Origin of the sequence: Blautia sp. HCP3S3_D9, assembly GCF_052063845.1 — a bacterium.
In the GTDB taxonomy this organism is placed as follows: Bacteria; Bacillota; Clostridia; order Lachnospirales; family Lachnospiraceae; genus Blautia_A.
In genome coordinates, this window is sequence record NZ_JBQHWS010000033.1 from 15,522 (window position 1) to 33,236 (window position 17,715).

A 17,715-nucleotide genomic window follows, 5' to 3' on the forward strand; every position below is an offset into this window, starting at 1 on the left:
AATATTACCATGCAGACAAGCAAAAAAGTGAAGGGAATGTATCGATGAAGGAAAAAGCGGGAGGTTTGGAAAATCAGGATTTTAATAAGGAAATCCAGACATTAAAGAAAAAAATTGAGATACTGGAACAGGCATTTGTGTCAAGTGCCGGAGCGTATTACAATATTAATTTAACGAAAAATTATGTTCCGGGAATCATGTATCAGATGATTGATGAGGAACAATATAGTATTAATGAAAAAACAGGACTTCCTGCAGATGCTCCGTTTTCGGATGTGATCACATACTGGGGAGAAAGAGTGCCGAAAGAGGAGAAAAAGGCATTTTATGAGTTCTTTAATATTTCAAATCTGCTAAAACGTTTTGAAAATGGTGAGCATCATGTCACACATAAGTACTGGACCAGGACAGCCCTGCATGAAACAATGCTTGCGGAACAGCACATTATTATGTATGCGGATGAAGAGAATGGGGATGTATTGGCAATTACTTATGTTTTTGACCTTACAGAGCAGTACCGTAAGGAGAAACAGATTAAGAAAGAACAGGAAAAGAATTATAAAGAACTTGAGAATGCCCTGCTTACCGCACAGCATGCCAATCATGCAAAGACGACATTCCTCAATAATATGTCCCACGATATCAGGACTCCGATGAATGCAATTATAGGATTTACGTCACTTGCAGCTTCTCACATTGACAACAAAGAGAAGGTAAAGGAATACCTGGGTAAAATTTCCACATCCAGTGAGCATCTGCTGTCACTGATCAATGATGTACTGGATATGAGCAGGATTGAAAGCGGAAAAGTAAAAATTGAAGAGAAACCGCTTCATCTGCCTGATCTGATGCATGATATCCGAACAATCATCCAGCCGAATATTGCATCTAAACAGCTGGATTTCTTTATTGATATGATTGATGTGAAAGACGAGGATATCATTGCAGATAAACTCAGATTAAACCAGATCCTGCTGAATATTCTGAATAATGGAATTAAATTTAATAAAACCGGTGGAACAATCAGCCTGAGAATTAAACAAACAAACCAGGCACCATATGGTTATGCGAATTATCAGTTTATTATCCGGGACACAGGAATCGGAATGAGTGAGGAATTCAGACAGCACATTTTTGAAGCATTTACCAGAGAAGAGACCTCCACGGTAAGCGGTGTCCAGGGGACAGGACTGGGCATGGCTATTACCAAGAACATTGTAGATATGATGGGTGGAACGATCAATGTAAAGAGTGAAGAGGGAAAAGGTTCAGAATTTACTGTAACTCTTACCTTTAAGCTAAGTGGTGATCCGGTTACTTATGAGAAGATCGAACAGCTTCAGGGGCTGCGTGCTCTGGTTGCGGATGATGATACAGACACCTGCCTGAATATTTCCAATATGCTCACGGAGATTGGAATGAGACCTGAATGGACGGTATCGGGCAAGGAAGCGGTGATCCGTGCGAAACAGGCAGTGGAGATCGGAGATGAATTTTCCGCATATATTATTGACTGGCTCATGCCGGATATGAATGGGATCGAAACAGTACGACGAATCCGAAGAGTGATCGGTGACGGCAAACCGATCATTATCCTTACTGCGTATGACTGGACAGACATTGAGGCAGAAGCAAGAGAAGCAGGGGTAACTGCATTCTGCGAGAAACCGTTGTTTATGTCAGAACTAAGAGATATTCTTTCCAGACCTTACCGTGCTCCGGAAGAGAAAAATAAGAAAGAACAGCAGATAGAATTTAAGGATAGAAAGATTCTTCTGGTGGAAGACAATGCACTGAATCAGGAAATTGCAGCAACAATTTTGGAGGAAGCAGGATTTGTAGTAGAAATCGCAGAAGACGGAACTGTTGCTGTAGACAAAATGAAATCAGCTTATCAGGGACAATATGATCTGATCCTGATGGATATCCAGATGCCGAAGATGGATGGATATGAAGCAACCCGTCAGATCCGTGCACTTGAAGAAACTTATAGTGCGCAGATTCCAATTGTTGCAATGACCGCAAATGCCTTTGAAGAAGACAGAGAGAAAGCTTTCGAGGCGGGAATGAACGGACATCTGGCCAAACCAATCAAGATTTCGGAATTGATGAAGACGTTGAATAAGGTACTAAAATCTGAAAAATGAAGTTTGTAAAACAAAAACAGCTACCCGATTTGTATTCAGGCAGCTGTTTTTGTTTTAACCAAACTGAGGAGCGGTTATTTGGTTATGAGCCAGTAGCGAAGCGGATTACGAATATCTGCTTGACGAGATACTGAAGAAGCTGTTGAAGGAGCAGATACTGTAGTGGAATGACGGGAACCTGTTCTGTACAGATATAAAATACCGCCAAAGAATCCAAAGATCAGTCCTGTGTATCCACCTGCACAGAGGATAACGGTTGCTTTCGTAACAACTGACATACCACCGATCAGAGTAACCAGAAAGCCTGCCAGAAGTCCAAGTGTTGTCCATTCAATCAGCGAAGCTGTGAGAAAGGCTGCGGCTGCATGTGCTTTTTTTACCTGTTTATTAATAGAATTCCATAATATCTGATACATAATGATCCCTCTTTTCTCATATTTGCAAGTAATACTTGGATATCATTTTCATTTCTTTGTTTTCAATTATAGAAATGGTATGTTAAATACACATGCGCAGTAATGAAAAATCTATGTAAAATTCTTATGTTTTTACGCCAGCTCGTCTACAGATAGCGTCCTTGTCTTTCATATTCTGTTGAACTGTCTTAAATGCATTATTTACGAGGATTGCTATAAATATCAGCAGTTCATAAAAAATGGAATGAAATCATAGAATAAATTTATAAAATTTGCCAATAAAACTAGATAAAAAAACATTTTATGGTACTTCTTAATAAGAAGCTATAAATGAGCAAGTTCGTGATTTTGCATAAAAGAAAGACACCTTAACTTCGATTATGCAGTTGTTCTGTTAAGCTATCCAGAAAAAGCATTTGGAAATCCAAAAGCACTGCGTGCATTCATTAGCACAAATGTAGCATTATCTACACAGGATATCCTTTCCTGTTATGTTTGCCGGTGGCCGATAATACCGATATCGGCATTAGGCCGATTGAGGTATTATCGGCCGATTGAGGTATTTTTCAGACAATGTAAAAATCGTCTGGCACTGGATACATACCAGATACGTTCCTCGAAAGGAATCCAGAGATACTGGCTGTTGATGTCGCTGGCACATTATATTTGTGTCACAGGAACTGGTGAATATCGATCTTTTCAAGATGGATATCATCTAATCTGTAGTGTTATTCATCAGGAAAAGTATCAGTATCTGTTTCTATGTGCAAAAGCAAGCAATGATTTTGAATCATTTATGAAATTAGCAGGATAATTTTGTGCATTTTTTCAAATTTGCTCATTTATAGTATTCATATGGAATCTGATCAGGAGCGAAGATGAGAAATCGGGAATTCTGCTGAAAGCATATTGGATACTTGAAGTGATAGCTATGGGTGCACTGACTTTGAATCTGCATTTTGGATGGTTTTATTCCATTGACAGCAGTAACGGATACAGCAGAGGCGACTATTATCGAATGACTCATATTGCACCCATCTGCTGAGTCTTATCAATGACATTCTGGACATGAGCCGCATTGAAAGCGGCAGTGTAAAGCTGGATGAGAAACAGGTGCATATGCCGGATCTTCTTCATGACCTGCGCACCATGATCCAGGGACTGATCAATTCCAAACAGCAGAAGGCTTATATTGTGGATTATCTTATGCCTGATATGAATGGAATCGAAACCATCCGCAGAATCCGCAGAGTGATCGGAGAAGATGCAGCGATCATTGTGCTGACTGCATATGACTGGACTGATTTTGAAAAAGAAGCAAGAGAAGCCGGCGCAACTGCTTTTGTTGCAAAGCCTATTTTCATGTCAGAATTAAGAAGTGTGTTAACGAAGCCTGTTCAGACCGAAGAGCAGAAACCCGAAAGCGCAGAAAGATCCTATGATTACAGTGGTAAGAGAGTTCTTCTTGTAGAGGATAATGAATTGAATCGGGAACTTGCAACAGTCATTCTGGAAGAAACAGAATTCAGTTTGACTGTGCTGAGGATGGAATTGAAGCGGTAAATATCATCAACGAAGCCCCGGAGGATAAATATGATCTGGTGTTGATGGATATCCAGATGCCGAAAATGGATGGGTATACCGCAACAAGAGAGATCCGTACACTGTCCAATAACAAAAAAGCAAATATTCCGATCGTTGCGATGACTGCGAATGCCTTTGAGGAGGACAGACAAAAAGTCTTTGAATGTGGTATGAACGGACATATTGTAAAGCCTATTGACATGAAATCGATAGCAAAAATCCTTGATCAGATTTTCATGGACATAAAGTAATATAATTCAGAAATTAATTAAAAAAATGTTGCTGGTTTAATTCCAGAGGAGAATTCCAAGCCCTGCAGACAGCAGGATCATCAGGATTGGTGATGGATTTCTCTTCTGGAATTTTTGTACAGAAAATGAATTGCGATAAGGATCATAAATACGCAGACAGAACGTAAATCCGGGTGGAAAGCAGAAGTTCCGGTCTGATCTGAAGCCTGTTTCGTGTATCCTGCCAATGATGGAAGTGCCATACGGACTGCAGTTGCCAGGATCATTGCCACCACGCAGGGACGAACACCAGACAAAAACGCATTTACACTGGCGCATTGCATAAGATTTTTTAAAACTGCGGTAATCAGCAGAATAATAAAGAATGACGGCAGGACCACTCCGAGAGTTGCCAGAAATGCGCCCAGGATCCCGCCCTGCGAAGAGCCGATAAAAGTTGCCATATTGACAGCGATAGATCCCGGAGTAGATTCGGAAACAGCAATGAAATTCAGAAATTCACTTTCCGTAAGCCATCCATTGGACAGAACCGTATCCCGCACCAGTGAGATCATTCCATATCCTCCGCCAAAAGACAGTGCACCGATCATAAAAAAGTTCAGAAACAATTTTATATAAATCATTTATGTATATTTTCCTTTCTTATTTTCTGCAGAAAATAAATAAAAACTCCTGTTGCACCACAGAATAGAATATAAAAAACAGAAGAAAAAGAAACGGCAGTAATTGAACAGATCAGCATAGCTGCCATTACAGCACACAGAATACAGGTGTTGAGTACATTTTTCTCCAAAGCCTTTAACATGTTGATTCCTGTAGACAGGATCAGGTAGATCACACAGACTTGAATTCCCTTGAATGCACAGGCAACGTAAGTGAAATTTAAGAACCGCTCAAAGAAAAGGGAAATACAGTAAATAATAAGAAAAGACGGGATACATACTGCAAGAGTAGCCATTGCTGCACCGGAAAATCCGGCAAGGTGATAACCAATATAAGTAGCACTGTTGATCGCAATGGGGCCGGGAGTGGACTCTGCGACAGCAACCATATTTAGAAATTCGTCATGTTCAATCCATTTCTTCTTTTCAATCACTTCATTTTCAAGCAGTGCGATCATTGCATAGCCCCCGCCGAAAGTGAAAGCACCGATTTTCATAAATATCAGAAATATTGTTAAAAGTTTTTTCATACAGGCAGTTCCTCCGGGGTATTGTTCCTGAGTTTCTGCTTATTATTATATCTTTGTCTGAAAGGTGCGTCAATCAGTTGTTATGAAAGTGAAGCGTAGTAATTGCCTGACTGTTGTTTATTGGTAGTATCCTATAAGTTACTGTTCGCATGCTGCTATTCCGCGAGGTGTTTTGGCATGTATGTGCCAAAATCCCGAGACATACCGTGCGAATTTATGCGATTAGCATAAATTCTGTGCATCGCGAAGCGTGTTGCTGGAGTGAACAGTAATTCCCACAAAATATATTATTGAGATAATCTATATTCGTAGTTGACAATAGTATGATTTCGTACTATACGTACGATGGTACGAAATCATACTTTGAAAGGACAGAAACTATGTCAGATAAACTTCATGATAAAATTTACCAGATCAATTGTCTGACGGAGGAGGTTGATTCCCTGTATCATCAGGCCGCATTAAAGCTGGGAGTATCAGACAGTGTGATGTTTGTTCTCTATATGCTTCACATTGGCGGTGAGAAATGTCTCCTCTATGACATATACAAATTATCCGGTATCAGTAAACAGACCATCAATTCTGCCATCCGTAAACTGGAGAACGATGGCATTGTATATCTTGAGAAACATAACGGAAAATGAATTCAACCATGTAGGCTTTGCGTACAATGACAGAGAAGCCGTACTGTAGAAGAGATATTTTTTTGCGTCCTATTAAAAAGAACAATAATAATTACAAATATCCTCCCAAACGTGCTATAATACCCATATCAATCCGAATAAAAGATTTTACCTAAAAATCCAAACACATATCAGGGAGGTTTCTATTATGAAAAAAGCAAAATCAGCCGCAGCACTTTTATGCAGCGCATGTCTGGTACTTTCCGGCACAGCAGTACCGACAATGGCAGATTCCATGAAGGTCGTAACACTCGGAGCAGACCTTTCCGATGAACAGAAGAACACAATGATGAAATACTTCAACGTAGACAGCAGCCAGGTACAGATCCTCACCATCACAAATCAGGATGAGAGAGATCATTTAAGCGCGTATGTTCCAATCGAACAGATCGGAACCAGAACCGTAAGCTGCGCATACGTTAAGCCAACCCAGTCAGGAGGTATCAAGGTACGTACAGCCAACCTCAACTGGGTAACCTGCAACATGATCGCCACCTCACTTTCCACATCTGGCGTAAAGAACTGCGAAGTAGTAGCAGCCTGCCCGTTTGAAGTATCAGGAACAGGTGCGCTGACAGGTATTCAGATGGCATACGAGACCGCCACAGGCGAACAGCTCGACAGCACAAAGAAAGAGCTTGCAACAGAGGAAATGGTAGTAACCGGAAATCTTGCAGATGAAGTTGGCAAGAATGATGCTACAACAGTTATGAATAATTCCAAAATGCAGGTAATCAAAGACAACGTTCAGAATGCAGATGAAATTTATAATATTGTAGTTAATGTAGCACAGGAAAACAACGTAAATCTGGACTCCGACCAGATCAACAAGATTGTAGACCTTCTGGAACAGATTGCACAGGAAGACTACAATTATGATGATGTAAAAGCAACTCTGGAGCAGGTTGACCAGAATACTTCCGGTGACAGCGATTCCATTGGCGATATTGCAGACGAAGAAGATGACACGGTAAATGCCGGTGACACAGTAGACGGAGATGATATCTTAAGCAATGTTGATAACAGTGCACTGGGCGGAGATGTAGTAGAGAGTTCCACAGAGAATCCTTCTCTGGAACAGGAAACAGGTCTGATCGAGGATACTTCAGATGATCAGAATGATGAAGATCTCAGTGAGACAGAGGAGCCGGAAGAGACTGGCAGCGACGAGACAACAGATGACAGTACACTTGGCAATGTAGATGAAGAAGAGGATCCTACAGAAACTGTTGATAATGCATCAGCAGCAGATGAACTGGATACTTCTGCACTGACAGATGATCAGCTTACTTTATTTAACAGAGCTGAGAACTTCTGCAAGGGCGAATATGAAGGCGATACAGAGGCTCTTACAACAGCAATGGAAGATGATTCCGCATATGCATCTGTAAGTCTTGATTCTGAAAATGGAGCAGCTCTTTCAAAAGAAGTAGAAAAAGCATATCTCAAAGTGCTTACTGATGGAACAGATTCCTATCAGGCAGACGGAACTGAAATTTACATGAGCACAGAGCTTAATATGGTAGACAAAGCAATGAAGGATATCTTCGGATTAAACGCAGACGTACAGGCAAGTCCGGAACTCAGTGAACTTTCTGATGATGACAGACAGACATTATACAATGAAACAATGAAGTTCTTTGAGAAACTTTACGGAGAGAGCACAGAGACTTACAACACTGAAGATGCAGAAACAGAAGAGACTGCAGAAGACAGTGAGGATTATGCAGAATAATCGGTACAATCATATGGGAATTCATTTTGTTATAAGAAGAGCAGATGAGTCAGATGTACCTGAGATCATGACGATCATGAACGAAGCGAAGAATGATATGGCTCATCCGGAATGGTTTGTAGCTGATGATGAGAATTATATCCGAGAACATCTACAGGGAAAGGGTTATGTGATTGTTGCAGAATCTCCAATTGGCGGGATTGCAGGCTTTTTCGTTGTAAAATATCCGGAAGATGAGGAGAATCTGGGAACTTATCTTGAGTTTGACAGAGAACAGCTTGCTCATGTGGCAGTCATGGATTCTGCAGTTGTAGGCAGTGTATACAGAGGGAATGGATTGCAGGAACAGATGCTGGAAGCAGCAGAAAGTTTGCTGGATAAAGAGAAATATTATTATCTGATGTGTACGATCCATCCGGATAATGAATTCAGCAGAAATAATATGGAGAGTCATGGATATAAAGTAAAGAAGATTGCACTCTGCTATGGCGGTCTTCCAAGATGTATACTTCTGAAAAATCTGAGAAAATGCTGAAAAAACAATAAAAATAAAAGAAATTAATAAGAAACAGCTGGTGAAATTTCTGTGATTTCGCCGGCTGCTTTGTGTTATGTGTAGAAAAAAGAAAATGAATGTGTTAGAATGGGTTGACTGGAATAAGAAAAACAGAATGACTTTACAGATAAGCATAAAAATGAGGAGGAACAAGAATGGGAATGGCAGTAGTAACCTTGAAAAAAGGTGAAGGACGACTTCTGAAATCCGGTGGGATGTGGATTTTTGATAATGAGATAGATACGATCATGGGAAGTTTTGAGAACGGAGATATGGTACTCGTCCATGACTTTGACGGATATCCGATGGGAAGAGGATTCATTAACACGAATTCTAAGATCACAGTACGATTGATGACCAGGGACGAGAATGTTGAGATCAATGAGGAACTTCTGGAGAAACGAGTGCGTGATGCATGGGAATATCGTAAGAAGGTAGTAGATACAAGCAGCTGTCGTCTGATCTTCGCAGAAGCAGATTTTCTGCCGGGTCTGGTAGTAGATAAGTTCTCTGATGTACTGGTGGTACAGTCACTTGCACTGGGAATTGACCGTTTCAAAGAAACAATTGTAGAACTGATCAGGAAAGTTCTTGCAGAGGATGGTATCATCATCCGTGGCGTTTATGAGAGAAGTGATGTCAAGGTACGCAAACAGGAAGGAATGGAACTGGTGAAAGGTTTCATTGGACCGGAATTTCCGACACTTGTACAGATTGAAGAGAATGGTGTCAAATACGAAGTAGATGTCAAAGACGGACAGAAGACGGGATTCTTCCTTGATCAGAAATATAACAGACTTGCGATCCAGAAGCTCTGTAAAGGTGCAAAAGTTCTGGACTGCTTTACACATACAGGTTCTTTTGCGTTGAATGCTGGAATTGCAGGCGCTGCCAGTGTAACAGGTGTGGATGCATCTCAGCTTGCAGTAGATCAGGCAACTGCCAATGCAGCATTAAACGGATTATCCGACAAGGTGAAATTTATCTGCGAAGATGTCTTCGAACTGCTTCCGGAACTGGAAGAAAAGGGTGAGAAATTTGACGTGGTGATCCTGGATCCTCCGGCATTCACCAAGTCCAGAAATTCTATCAAGAATGCGGTAAAAGGCTACAGAGAAATCAATCTTCGTGCAATGAAACTGGTCAAGGACGGCGGATTCCTGGCAACCTGTTCCTGTTCTCATTTCATGGATTATGAACTGTTTACCAGAACCATCGGACAGGCAGCAAAGAATGTACACAAGAGACTGCGCCAGGTAGAATACAGAACGCAGGCGCCGGATCATCCGATTCTGTGGGCAGCAGATGAGTCTTATTATTTGAAATTCTATATTTTCCAGGTCTGCAATGACAGATAGAAGTTTTGCATATGGGCAGGATCGTTAAACAGTGAAAGATTAATGATCACAGATACTGAGAGATGCTGCACGCCCCACTTTGCGGTATAGTTTGCCCGAATTTGGTTGCCGTAGCCCGCTACGACGCCCTCATCCGAACAAAATCTTCCACAAATTGTGACGCACATCTTGCAGAAAGCTTTTTTCAAACATGCGCTAGACAACAGTAAAAAGAAAGTGAGGACATGACAATGAGTTTTAAAGAAGTAAAACCAGAAGAACTGACAATGAATCCATTTACCAAGATTGGCAAAGAGTGGCTTCTGATCACCGCAGGAAATGAAGAGAAATGCAATACCATGACAGCAAGCTGGGGTGCAATGGGGGTTATGTGGGGAAAGAATGCAGTGACTGTATACATTCGCCCACAGAGATATACAAAGGAATTCGTAGACAGAGAAGATACTTTTACAATCTCTGTTCTCGGAAGTGACTATCGCAAGGCATTAAATTACTGCGGTACTGTTTCCGGAAAAGGCACAGATAAGATTAAAGATGCAGGTCTGACACCATATTTCACAGATGGAACAGCAGGAATCGAAGAAGCGGACATGATCATGGTATGCAGAAAAATGTATCATGACGACATCAAACCAGAATGCTTTGATGCACCGGAGAATGACAGTAAATGGTATCCACAGAAAGATTATCATACGATGTATATCGCAGAAGTTCTGAAAGTTCTTGTAAAAGAATAGAAATACACATGAAAGACAAGGCGTGGAAACGCCAAGATGCTGTTGTTTACAATGGAAACAGCTAAAAAAGAGGTAATTTATGAGAGACAGATTAAACAAATTCATGCAGGGACGTTACGGAGTCGATCAGTTTGCAAGATTTACTCTTGGTGTGGCACTTTTTGTTATTGTAGTAGGTTCTTTTATAAGAAGAAGTGCGGCAGGCAGTGTTCTGGATATGATAGGCATGATTCTTATCATCTATACATACTTCAGAATTTTGTCCAGAAATGTCTCAGCCCGCTATGCAGAAAACCAGAAATATCTCGGTTATACGCAGAAAATTCGAGGCCAGTTTAACCGAGAGAAGAGTATGATGGAGCAGAGGAAGACGCATCATATTTATACCTGCCCTGGATGTGGACAGAAGATCCGCATTCCGAGAGGAAAAGGACAGAAAGTAGAGATTGAGTGTCCGAAGTGCCATCAGAAGTTTATAAAAAGACGCTAACTACGACAACCGAATTTGGGCAAAGTATACCGCAAAGTGGGGCGTGCAGATTGCGGGAATGATTTTTCAAACTCGCTCTAGGAAGCAGGAAAGAAATCAGAAGCAGGAGGAAACATGTTTGGTTATGTAGTATTAAATAAGCCAGAGATAAAGTTCAAAGATTTTGACTTATATCGTTCTTTTTACTGTGGTCTCTGCAGAGAACTGAAAGACAGATATGGAATATCCGGACAGATTTCCCTGACTTATGATATGACTTTTGTCGTGATCCTGCTGAGTGCGCTTTACGAGCCAGTTACACAGAAAGGTGAGACCAGGTGTATCATTCATCCGGTACACAGACAACCGGTCCGGAGAAATGAAGTGACGGAGTATGCAGCAGACATGAACGTACTTCTTACCTATTATAAATGCAGGGATGACTGGGATGATGAGAAAAAAATCACAGCGCTTGGTTATTCGAAAGTTCTGCAGGGAAAAGTGCGAAAGCTGGATCAGAAATATCCGGAAAAATCGCGACGGATACAGAAATATCTGGCAGAGCTTTCCACAATGGAGAAAGCTGGAGAGAAAGATATAGATAAGATGTCCGGATGCTTTGGTAAAATCATGGAAGAAATTCTTGCATGGAAGTCCGATGTGTGGGAAAGTTCACTGCGGAGAATGGGATTCTTTCTTGGCAAGTTTATCTATCTTCTGGATGCATATGACGATGTGGAAGAGGACATAAAAAATAAAAATTACAATCCTTTTTCCGAACAATATATAATGGAAGCATTCGATGAGCAGGTTCGTCAGCTTCTGATCATGATGATGGCACAGACCTGTAGGGAGTTTGAGAAACTTCCTATTATAGAATATACAGATATTTTGAGAAATATTCTTTATTCCGGCGTATGGGTACGTTTCGAGATGATCCATAAGCAAAGAAAAGAATCAGGGGAGAAAAAAGAATGATCGATCCGTATAGTATACTTGGGATTTCTAGAGACGCATCCGATGATGAAGTGAAGAAAGCATACCGCAAACTGAGCAGACAGTACCATCCGGATGCCAATATTGACAATCCAAACAAAGAGCAGGCTGAGGAGAAATTCAAACAGGTTCAGCAGGCTTATGAACAGATCATGAAAGAGAGAGAGCAGGGAACCGGATATGGAAACTATGGCGGCTATAATTACGGCGGCTTTGGCGGATTTTCCGGTCAGACAGATTCCGGATATCAGGATGAAGAGACGATACGCAGACAGGCAGCGGCAAATTATATCCAGAGTGGACATTATCGTGAGGCTATGAATGTACTGCAGTCACTTCAACAGAGAAACGGACAATGGTATTATCTGTCCTCCATGGCAAATATGGGACTTGGAAACAATGTAAATGCATTGAATGATATTAAAGAAGCCGTCCGGTTAGAGCCTGATAATGCACAGTATCGGATGCTCCAGCAGCAGATGGAAGGCGGCGGAACCTGGTATCAGGAGATGCAGAATCCATTTGGCGGCATGCCGACAGGTGGAGATGACTATTGCATGAAGCTGTGTCTGGCAAATTTAGCCTGCAGTTTATGCTGTCCAGGCGGCGGGGTGTTCTGCTGTTAAGGTGTCCGATTGGTCAAAAAATTCAAGTTGGTGATTGACAACTAAAAGTGAAACTATTACTATATTAAAGTGGTGAAACAATAAAGGACACAGGAGGAAATCAATAATGAGTATTCGTGTTGGTATTTTAGGCTACGGTAATCTTGGCCGTGGTGTAGAGTGTGCAATTAAACATAATCCAGATATGGAGCTGGTGGCAGTATTTACACGCCGTGCTCCGGAAACAGTTAAAATCCTTACAGAGACAGCTACAGTATACTCTGTAAACGATGCTGAGAAAATGAAAGATAAGATCGATGTTATGATCATTTGTGGAGGAAGTGCAACAGATCTTCCGAAACAGACACCAGAATATGCAAAAATGTTCAACGTAATTGACAGTTTCGATACACATGCAAGAATTCCAGAGCACTTCGATGCAGTAGACGCTGCTGCAAAAGAAGGCGGACATATCGGAATTATCTCCGTTGGCTGGGATCCGGGAATGTTCTCACTGAACCGTCTCTATGCAAACGCAATTCTTACAAACGGTAAAGATTACACATTCTGGGGCAAAGGTGTAAGCCAGGGACACTCAGATGCAGTTCGCCGTATCAAAGGTGTTAAAGATGCAAAACAGTATACAATCCCTGTAGAATCCGCACTGGAAGCAGTAAGAAATGGAGAGAACCCAGATCTTACAACAAGACAGAAACATACAAGAGAGTGCTTCGTAGTTGCAGAAGAAGGCGCAGATCTTACACAGATCGAGAACGATATCAAGACTATGCCAAACTACTTCTCAGACTATGACACAACCGTACATTTCATTTCTGAAGAGGAACTGAAACGTGACCACAGCGGAATTCCGCATGGTGGATTCGTAATCCGTTCCGGTAAAACAGGCTGGAATGATGAAAACAATCATGTGATCGAATACAGCCTGAAACTGGATTCTAATCCTGAATTTACTTCTTCTGTACTTGTTGCATATGCAAGAGCTGCATACCGCATGAGCAAAGAAGGACAGACTGGTGCGAAGACAGTATTTGATGTAGCACCTGCATATCTGTGTGCTGCTGACGGCGCTGAATTAAGAAAACATTTGCTGTAATAGTGAAAAGAGACAGAGTCTTTGTGGACTTTGTCTCTTTTTTTCGGGTTTGGAATGTGAAGATTTAGTGAATGTTTAACATATTTTTACTTCTCTGTTGACTGAATATTGAAAGTGTAATATAATAGGGTCATAGAAACGTAACAACATTGTAAAAAAGTTTCGCAAGGTTTGGAGCGTATCTGAGAAATATGAGCGATATCCGATGATATCTGCCATTCGTATTTTTCAGACACGCTCTGATAATGAAAAGAAGAAAAGGAAGGTATGTATGCAAAACGTAAACAAGAGGTTTAGAATCTGGGGAGTACTTCTGTTTCTGCTGTTATTCGCCGTAGGATTTTCAATGCATCTGACTACTGCGAAGGTACATGCAGCGACGAAAACCGGTTTTGTAACTATCAACGGAAATTCATACTACATAAACGAAGATGGCTCTAAGCAGAAGGGCTGGCTGGAACTGAATGGTAAGAAGTATTACTTTAATACAACAACCGGTATTCAGGTAAAAGGCTGGGTAACAGACAGCAAGGGTCGTAAGAGATATTTCAGTAAAGGCGCCGGTGTTATGATGACCGGCTGGGTAACAGATTCAAAGGATCAGAAGAGATACTTTGACCCGTCTACAGGTTTCATGCAGACCAAATGGCTGACACTGAACGGTAAGAAATATTATTTCTACAGCAACAGTGGTGTAGCTGCCTGCAAGACATTCCTTACAGACAGTAAATCCAATACAAGATATTTCACAAGTGCATGTTATATGCTTACCGGATGGACCAAGAACTCCAGTAATGAGTACAGATACTTTGAAACAGAAGACGGAGTTATGGCAAAAGGTTTCCAGACAATTGATGGCAAGAAATATTATTTCAGTACAGGCAGTGGTAAGATGGCCGTTGGCTGGACCACCATCAGTGGAAACAAATATTACTTTGACAAAGAAACAGGTGTGATGGCTACCGGAGATGTAACAATTGATGGCACAAAGTATCATTTTAATACAAATGGTGTATTGAGTAATACAACAAGCCCTACAGGTTCAAAGACAATCAAGAATTATCTTGCAGGTGCATTACAGCCGGTTGGACAGGCTCTTTATGTATGGGGCGGCGGCTGGAATGATTCCACAAGAAAGGGAACAAGCCAGACAATGACTGATTTCTACAATAGTCAGAGCAGTAGTTATGATTATAACAATTACAGGGACCTCAGCACAGCAAATCGTGCCAAAGGTTTTGACTGTTCCGGTTTTGTAGGCTGGGCAGCATATCAGGTAATGCAGAGCAAATCTGGTGTCGGAAGTGGATATACCGTTGTTTCTGGTGAGGTTGGTTCTTATTACAAATCTCTTGGATGGGGAAGCATCCTTACGCAGGCAAATCTGGCCAGTGATGACTGGACAGTATATCCTGGTGATGTAGGATATGACAGCGGCCATACATGGATCATCCTTGGTCAGTGCAAAGACAAGAGTGCGGTAATTGTACATTCTACACCGAATGCAGGCGTTCAGATCGCCGGTACACCAACTCCTTCAGGGGATTATTCAAGTCAGGCAATTACTCTGGCACAGAAGTATATGTCCAGATATCCTGGATTTACTAAATATGCTTACCATACTTCCTCTGGTAACTATATCAGAAGAGGTAATTATCTGAGATGGAACAGAAGTACACTTTCAGATCCTGACGGATATCTGAATATGACAGCAGACCAGATTCTTGCAGATCTGTTCAGCTAAGAATTGAATAACAGACACATTGAGGAAGCAGTTTCTATAAAAAAGAGGCTGCTTCTTTTGTGTTTTAAATTAAGAAAACAGTGAATGCAGATGATTTGGTTGCAATACTTGAATCTAGCAAGTTTACGGTTCAATTGAGAATGTGTATTTGATAGCACAAAAGCAATATATTTAACCAATAAACTGAGGAGCGGTTATTCGTTTATGAGTAAGTAGTGAAGCCGATGATTTTATCCGTTTGAATGTTATAGAAACACAATATAATATGTTTGAATTGTATATCAAAAAGATAAGAATAACAAAAAGATTAATAAATGTTACAGAAATATAAAATTTATAGTAAATAACACTTGCGTTAATGATTACAATATGTTAATATGTATAAGAATTAACTTAGATATTACGCAAGTATTAATAAATGGAAAGAAAATGTTACGAGGGTGAGAATTCATGAAGAAAAGAATTGTATGTCTTACATTAGCACTTCTGATGACTGCAACACAGGTAGTTAGTGTAAGCGCTTCAAGAGAGGATGAATTAAGAGAAGAGCAGGCGATCACAAGTCAGCAGCTCGATGCTACTTACTCCAGAATGGATGAGCTGGCATATGCGAAATCACAGCTTGAGAATGAGATTTCCGAACTGGATTCTAATCTTGTAAGTGTTATGGTTTCTATCGATACTCTTAAAGGAGATATTGATAACAAAGAAGTAGACATTATCAGAACGAAACAGGATCTGGCGAAAGCTCAGAAGGCAAGAGATAAACAGTATGAGAGTATGAAACTGCGAATTCAGGCATTATATGAGCAGGGTGGCGATACAGCCTGGTTCCAGATGATGCTGAATTCAGAAGATCTCAGTGATCTTCTTACACGTGCTGAGAATACACAGCAGATGTATGAACAGGACAGAAAGAATCTTGATAAATATGTAAATACAATTAATGAAGTAAATAATCTCAAGACACAGTATGAATCTGAGAAAGCAGAGCTGGAAGAGATGAAAGCTTCTTATGAAGAACAGTCTTATAATCTTCAGTGCCAGATTGATCAGAAGAAATCTGAATCCGCAGACTATGAAAATGAAATCGCTTATGCACAGCAGCAGGCTACAGAATATGCAAACCTGTTAGCAGAGCAGACAGCAGAGATTCAGAGACTGGAAGCTGAGAGAATTGCAGCAGAAGAAGAGGCAAGACGTCAGGCAGAGGAAGAAGCTGCAAGACAGGCCGCAGAGGAAGCAGCAGCAGAAGAAGCTGCAGAGCAGGAACAGGAATCTGATTCAGAAGAAGACGTAGAATATGATGAAGATGGTAATGAAATTGATAACAGTGATGATGAATCCGAGTCCGATTCAGATGAAGATGTGTCAGAGGATGATGTAGAGTACGACGAGAATGGTGATGTTGTTGATAACGCATCTTCTTCCGATGATGTAGAATATGATGAATATGGCAATGTAATTGATTCAGATAATACAGTATCTGCAGAGGATTATGAGAGTGAACAGTCATCAAGTTCAGAGAGTTCAAGTTCTTCTTACTCAGGAGCAGGATCCTCAGTAGTAGACTATGCAACACAGTTTGTTGGAAATCCATATGTATGGGGAGGCACAAGCCTTACAAACGGAGCTGACTGTTCAGGATTTGTTCAGAGTGTATATGCGAACTTTGGAGTAAGCCTTCCGAGAACTTCTTATGAACAGCAGAATGCCGGTACAGAAGTTTCCTACGCAGATGCACAGCCGGGAGATTTGATCTGCTATGGTGGACATGTTGCAATCTATATGGGTAATGGACGTATTGTTCATGCATCCAATTCAGTAGACGGTATTAAGATCAGTGATAATGCTGCATACAGAACAATCGTATCAGTAAGAAGACTGGTGTAATTAAATAAGTATAAATAATTAAATTTATAGGGGTTGAAAGGGAGTATTAACAATAAGTTGATACTCCTTTTCATATATGCTTGCGAAGCATGTTAATGAGAACGGAATGAACAGTAACTATCATAGTTACTGTTCACAGGTAATATCCCGCGAGGTGTTTTTTGTGAGCGAAGGTCACAGAAAACCCGAGACATACCGCGCGAATTTATGCGATTAGCATAAATTCTGTGCATCG

At 40.9% G+C, this 17,715-nt stretch carries 20 protein-coding genes and 1 pseudogene; 16 read left to right on the top strand and 5 right to left on the bottom strand.

What is annotated here, in order from left to right:
* Positions 1 to 44: 44 nt before the first annotated feature.
* On the top strand, positions 45 to 2,147 hold the full coding sequence (locus ACTNES_RS08535) for a response regulator (RefSeq protein ID WP_300333642.1): 2,103 nt from the start codon (positions 45 to 47) through the stop codon (positions 2,145 to 2,147).
* Between the two features lie 74 nt (positions 2,148 to 2,221).
* On the opposite strand, the gene ACTNES_RS08540 is transcribed toward ACTNES_RS08535, so the two are convergent.
* Positions 2,222 to 2,563: a hypothetical protein gene (locus ACTNES_RS08540; RefSeq protein WP_291816065.1), complete on the bottom strand. Its 342-nt coding sequence runs from the start codon at positions 2,561 to 2,563 to the stop codon at positions 2,222 to 2,224.
* Between the two features lie 1,068 nt (positions 2,564 to 3,631).
* Between ACTNES_RS08540 and ACTNES_RS08545 the strand changes: the two genes are divergently transcribed.
* Both ACTNES_RS08545 and ACTNES_RS08550 read left to right on the top strand, forming a co-directional pair.
* Entirely contained in the window at positions 3,632 to 4,126 is a 495-nt protein-coding gene (locus tag ACTNES_RS08545; protein WP_291816773.1) for a response regulator, read from the top strand.
* Positions 4,127 to 4,131: 5 nt separating this feature from the next.
* Positions 4,132 to 4,398 carry a response regulator gene (locus ACTNES_RS08550; RefSeq protein WP_291816790.1) on the top strand — a complete coding sequence of 89 codons (267 nt, stop codon included), beginning with the start codon at positions 4,132 to 4,134 and terminating at the stop codon, positions 4,396 to 4,398.
* An 80-nt stretch (positions 4,399 to 4,478) separates the two neighbouring features.
* Here ACTNES_RS08550 and ACTNES_RS08555 read toward each other — a convergent pair whose 3' ends face one another.
* Together ACTNES_RS08555 and ACTNES_RS08560 are read right to left on the bottom strand one after the other, a co-directional pair.
* Complete coding sequence (locus ACTNES_RS08555) at positions 4,479 to 5,021, bottom strand: chromate transporter (RefSeq protein WP_441039108.1); 543 nt, start codon at positions 5,019 to 5,021, stop codon at positions 4,479 to 4,481.
* On the bottom strand, positions 5,018 to 5,590 hold the full coding sequence (locus ACTNES_RS08560) for a chromate transporter (RefSeq protein ID WP_291810661.1): 573 nt from the start codon (positions 5,588 to 5,590) through the stop codon (positions 5,018 to 5,020). Before ACTNES_RS08560 ends, ACTNES_RS08555 begins: the two co-directional genes overlap by 4 nt.
* Positions 5,591 to 5,970: 380 nt before the next feature.
* Between ACTNES_RS08560 and ACTNES_RS08565 the strand changes: the two genes are divergently transcribed.
* The 4 genes from ACTNES_RS08565 to ACTNES_RS08580 all read left to right on the top strand — a co-directional run bounded on the left by ACTNES_RS08565 (position 5,971) and on the right by ACTNES_RS08580 (position 9,922).
* A complete protein-coding gene (locus ACTNES_RS08565; protein ID WP_291816775.1) occupies positions 5,971 to 6,234 on the top strand; it encodes a MarR family transcriptional regulator in 264 nt (87 codons plus the stop codon).
* Positions 6,235 to 6,421: 187 nt separating this feature from the next.
* Positions 6,422 to 8,008, top strand: a complete 1,587-nt coding sequence (locus tag ACTNES_RS08570) for a DUF1002 domain-containing protein (protein WP_291810664.1) — start codon at positions 6,422 to 6,424, stop codon at positions 8,006 to 8,008.
* Complete coding sequence (locus ACTNES_RS08575) at positions 7,998 to 8,543, top strand: GNAT family N-acetyltransferase (RefSeq protein ID WP_216459516.1); 546 nt, start codon at positions 7,998 to 8,000, stop codon at positions 8,541 to 8,543. The genes ACTNES_RS08570 and ACTNES_RS08575 overlap by 11 nt, the downstream gene beginning before the upstream one ends.
* A 176-nt stretch (positions 8,544 to 8,719) precedes the next feature.
* Complete coding sequence (locus ACTNES_RS08580) at positions 8,720 to 9,922, top strand: class I SAM-dependent rRNA methyltransferase (protein ID WP_216459517.1); 1,203 nt, start codon at positions 8,720 to 8,722, stop codon at positions 9,920 to 9,922.
* On the opposite strand, the pseudogene ACTNES_RS08585 reads toward ACTNES_RS08580, so the two are convergent.
* Positions 9,892 to 10,053 (bottom strand): annotated as a pseudogene (locus ACTNES_RS08585) (DUF6783 domain-containing protein); the annotation flags it as partial. The gene ACTNES_RS08580 and the pseudogene ACTNES_RS08585 overlap by 31 nt on opposite strands.
* Between ACTNES_RS08585 and ACTNES_RS08590 the strand changes: the two are divergent.
* From ACTNES_RS08590 to ACTNES_RS08600, 3 genes are all read left to right on the top strand, one after another.
* On the top strand, positions 9,985 to 10,131 hold the full coding sequence (locus ACTNES_RS08590) for a DUF6783 domain-containing protein (RefSeq protein WP_320813771.1): 147 nt from the start codon (positions 9,985 to 9,987) through the stop codon (positions 10,129 to 10,131). The pseudogene ACTNES_RS08585 and the gene ACTNES_RS08590 sit on opposite strands and share 69 nt — an antisense overlap.
* Before the next feature lie 21 nt (positions 10,132 to 10,152).
* Positions 10,153 to 10,659, top strand: coding sequence for a flavin reductase family protein (locus ACTNES_RS08595; RefSeq protein WP_216459519.1), 507 nt, complete (start codon positions 10,153 to 10,155; stop codon positions 10,657 to 10,659).
* 79 nt (positions 10,660 to 10,738) lie between these two features.
* Complete coding sequence (locus ACTNES_RS08600) at positions 10,739 to 11,149, top strand: hypothetical protein (RefSeq protein ID WP_216459521.1); 411 nt, start codon at positions 10,739 to 10,741, stop codon at positions 11,147 to 11,149.
* On the opposite strand, the gene ACTNES_RS08605 is transcribed toward ACTNES_RS08600, so the two are convergent.
* Positions 11,133 to 11,219: a DUF6783 domain-containing protein gene (locus tag ACTNES_RS08605; RefSeq protein WP_441039109.1), complete on the bottom strand. Its 87-nt coding sequence runs from the start codon at positions 11,217 to 11,219 to the stop codon at positions 11,133 to 11,135. The two genes, ACTNES_RS08600 and ACTNES_RS08605, sit on opposite strands and share 17 nt — an antisense overlap.
* On the opposite strand from ACTNES_RS08605, the gene ACTNES_RS08610 reads away from it, so the two are divergent.
* The 6 genes from ACTNES_RS08610 (at position 11,193) to ACTNES_RS08635 (ending at position 17,480) form a co-directional block, all read left to right on the top strand.
* Positions 11,193 to 11,279, top strand: a complete 87-nt coding sequence (locus ACTNES_RS08610; RefSeq protein ID WP_334300726.1) for a DUF6783 domain-containing protein — start codon at positions 11,193 to 11,195, stop codon at positions 11,277 to 11,279. The genes ACTNES_RS08605 and ACTNES_RS08610 overlap by 27 nt on opposite strands.
* Positions 11,264 to 12,106, top strand: a complete 843-nt coding sequence (locus tag ACTNES_RS08615) for a DUF5685 family protein (RefSeq protein WP_216459523.1) — start codon at positions 11,264 to 11,266, stop codon at positions 12,104 to 12,106. The genes ACTNES_RS08610 and ACTNES_RS08615 overlap by 16 nt, the downstream gene beginning before the upstream one ends.
* Entirely contained in the window at positions 12,103 to 12,750 is a 648-nt protein-coding gene (locus ACTNES_RS08620) for a J domain-containing protein (RefSeq protein ID WP_291810677.1), read from the top strand. Before ACTNES_RS08615 ends, ACTNES_RS08620 begins: the two co-directional genes overlap by 4 nt.
* A gap of 106 nt (positions 12,751 to 12,856) precedes the next feature.
* Positions 12,857 to 13,843, top strand: coding sequence for a diaminopimelate dehydrogenase (locus ACTNES_RS08625; RefSeq protein WP_216459525.1), 987 nt, complete (start codon positions 12,857 to 12,859; stop codon positions 13,841 to 13,843).
* A gap of 271 nt (positions 13,844 to 14,114) precedes the next feature.
* Positions 14,115 to 15,587, top strand: a complete 1,473-nt coding sequence (locus ACTNES_RS08630) for an N-acetylmuramoyl-L-alanine amidase family protein (protein ID WP_291816778.1) — start codon at positions 14,115 to 14,117, stop codon at positions 15,585 to 15,587.
* A gap of 450 nt (positions 15,588 to 16,037) precedes the next feature.
* Positions 16,038 to 17,480, top strand: a complete 1,443-nt coding sequence (locus ACTNES_RS08635) for a C40 family peptidase (protein ID WP_291808906.1) — start codon at positions 16,038 to 16,040, stop codon at positions 17,478 to 17,480.
* The last annotated feature ends 235 nt before the right edge of the window (positions 17,481 to 17,715 follow it).

Excerpts from the sequence above, each read along its gene's own strand:
- ACTNES_RS08535 (WP_300333642.1), top strand. The coding sequence starts at position 45 with ATGAAGGAAAAAGCGGGAGGTTTGGAAAATCAGGATTTTAATAAGGAA.
- ACTNES_RS08540 (WP_291816065.1), bottom strand. The coding sequence starts at position 2,563 with ATGTATCAGATATTATGGAATTCTATTAATAAACAGGTAAAAAAAGCA.
- ACTNES_RS08545 (WP_291816773.1), top strand. The coding sequence starts at position 3,632 with ATGAGCCGCATTGAAAGCGGCAGTGTAAAGCTGGATGAGAAACAGGTG.
- ACTNES_RS08555 (WP_441039108.1), bottom strand. The coding sequence starts at position 5,021 with ATGATTTATATAAAATTGTTTCTGAACTTTTTTATGATCGGTGCACTG.
- ACTNES_RS08560 (WP_291810661.1), bottom strand. The coding sequence starts at position 5,590 with ATGAAAAAACTTTTAACAATATTTCTGATATTTATGAAAATCGGTGCT.
- ACTNES_RS08565 (WP_291816775.1), top strand. The coding sequence starts at position 5,971 with ATGTCAGATAAACTTCATGATAAAATTTACCAGATCAATTGTCTGACG.
- ACTNES_RS08570 (WP_291810664.1), top strand. The coding sequence starts at position 6,422 with ATGAAAAAAGCAAAATCAGCCGCAGCACTTTTATGCAGCGCATGTCTG.
- ACTNES_RS08575 (WP_216459516.1), top strand. The coding sequence starts at position 7,998 with ATGCAGAATAATCGGTACAATCATATGGGAATTCATTTTGTTATAAGA.
- ACTNES_RS08580 (WP_216459517.1), top strand. The coding sequence starts at position 8,720 with ATGGGAATGGCAGTAGTAACCTTGAAAAAAGGTGAAGGACGACTTCTG.
- ACTNES_RS08590 (WP_320813771.1), top strand. The coding sequence starts at position 9,985 with ATGCTGCACGCCCCACTTTGCGGTATAGTTTGCCCGAATTTGGTTGCC.
- ACTNES_RS08595 (WP_216459519.1), top strand. The coding sequence starts at position 10,153 with ATGAGTTTTAAAGAAGTAAAACCAGAAGAACTGACAATGAATCCATTT.
- ACTNES_RS08600 (WP_216459521.1), top strand. The coding sequence starts at position 10,739 with ATGAGAGACAGATTAAACAAATTCATGCAGGGACGTTACGGAGTCGAT.
- ACTNES_RS08615 (WP_216459523.1), top strand. The coding sequence starts at position 11,264 with ATGTTTGGTTATGTAGTATTAAATAAGCCAGAGATAAAGTTCAAAGAT.
- ACTNES_RS08620 (WP_291810677.1), top strand. The coding sequence starts at position 12,103 with ATGATCGATCCGTATAGTATACTTGGGATTTCTAGAGACGCATCCGAT.
- ACTNES_RS08625 (WP_216459525.1), top strand. The coding sequence starts at position 12,857 with ATGAGTATTCGTGTTGGTATTTTAGGCTACGGTAATCTTGGCCGTGGT.
- ACTNES_RS08630 (WP_291816778.1), top strand. The coding sequence starts at position 14,115 with ATGCAAAACGTAAACAAGAGGTTTAGAATCTGGGGAGTACTTCTGTTT.
- ACTNES_RS08635 (WP_291808906.1), top strand. The coding sequence starts at position 16,038 with ATGAAGAAAAGAATTGTATGTCTTACATTAGCACTTCTGATGACTGCA.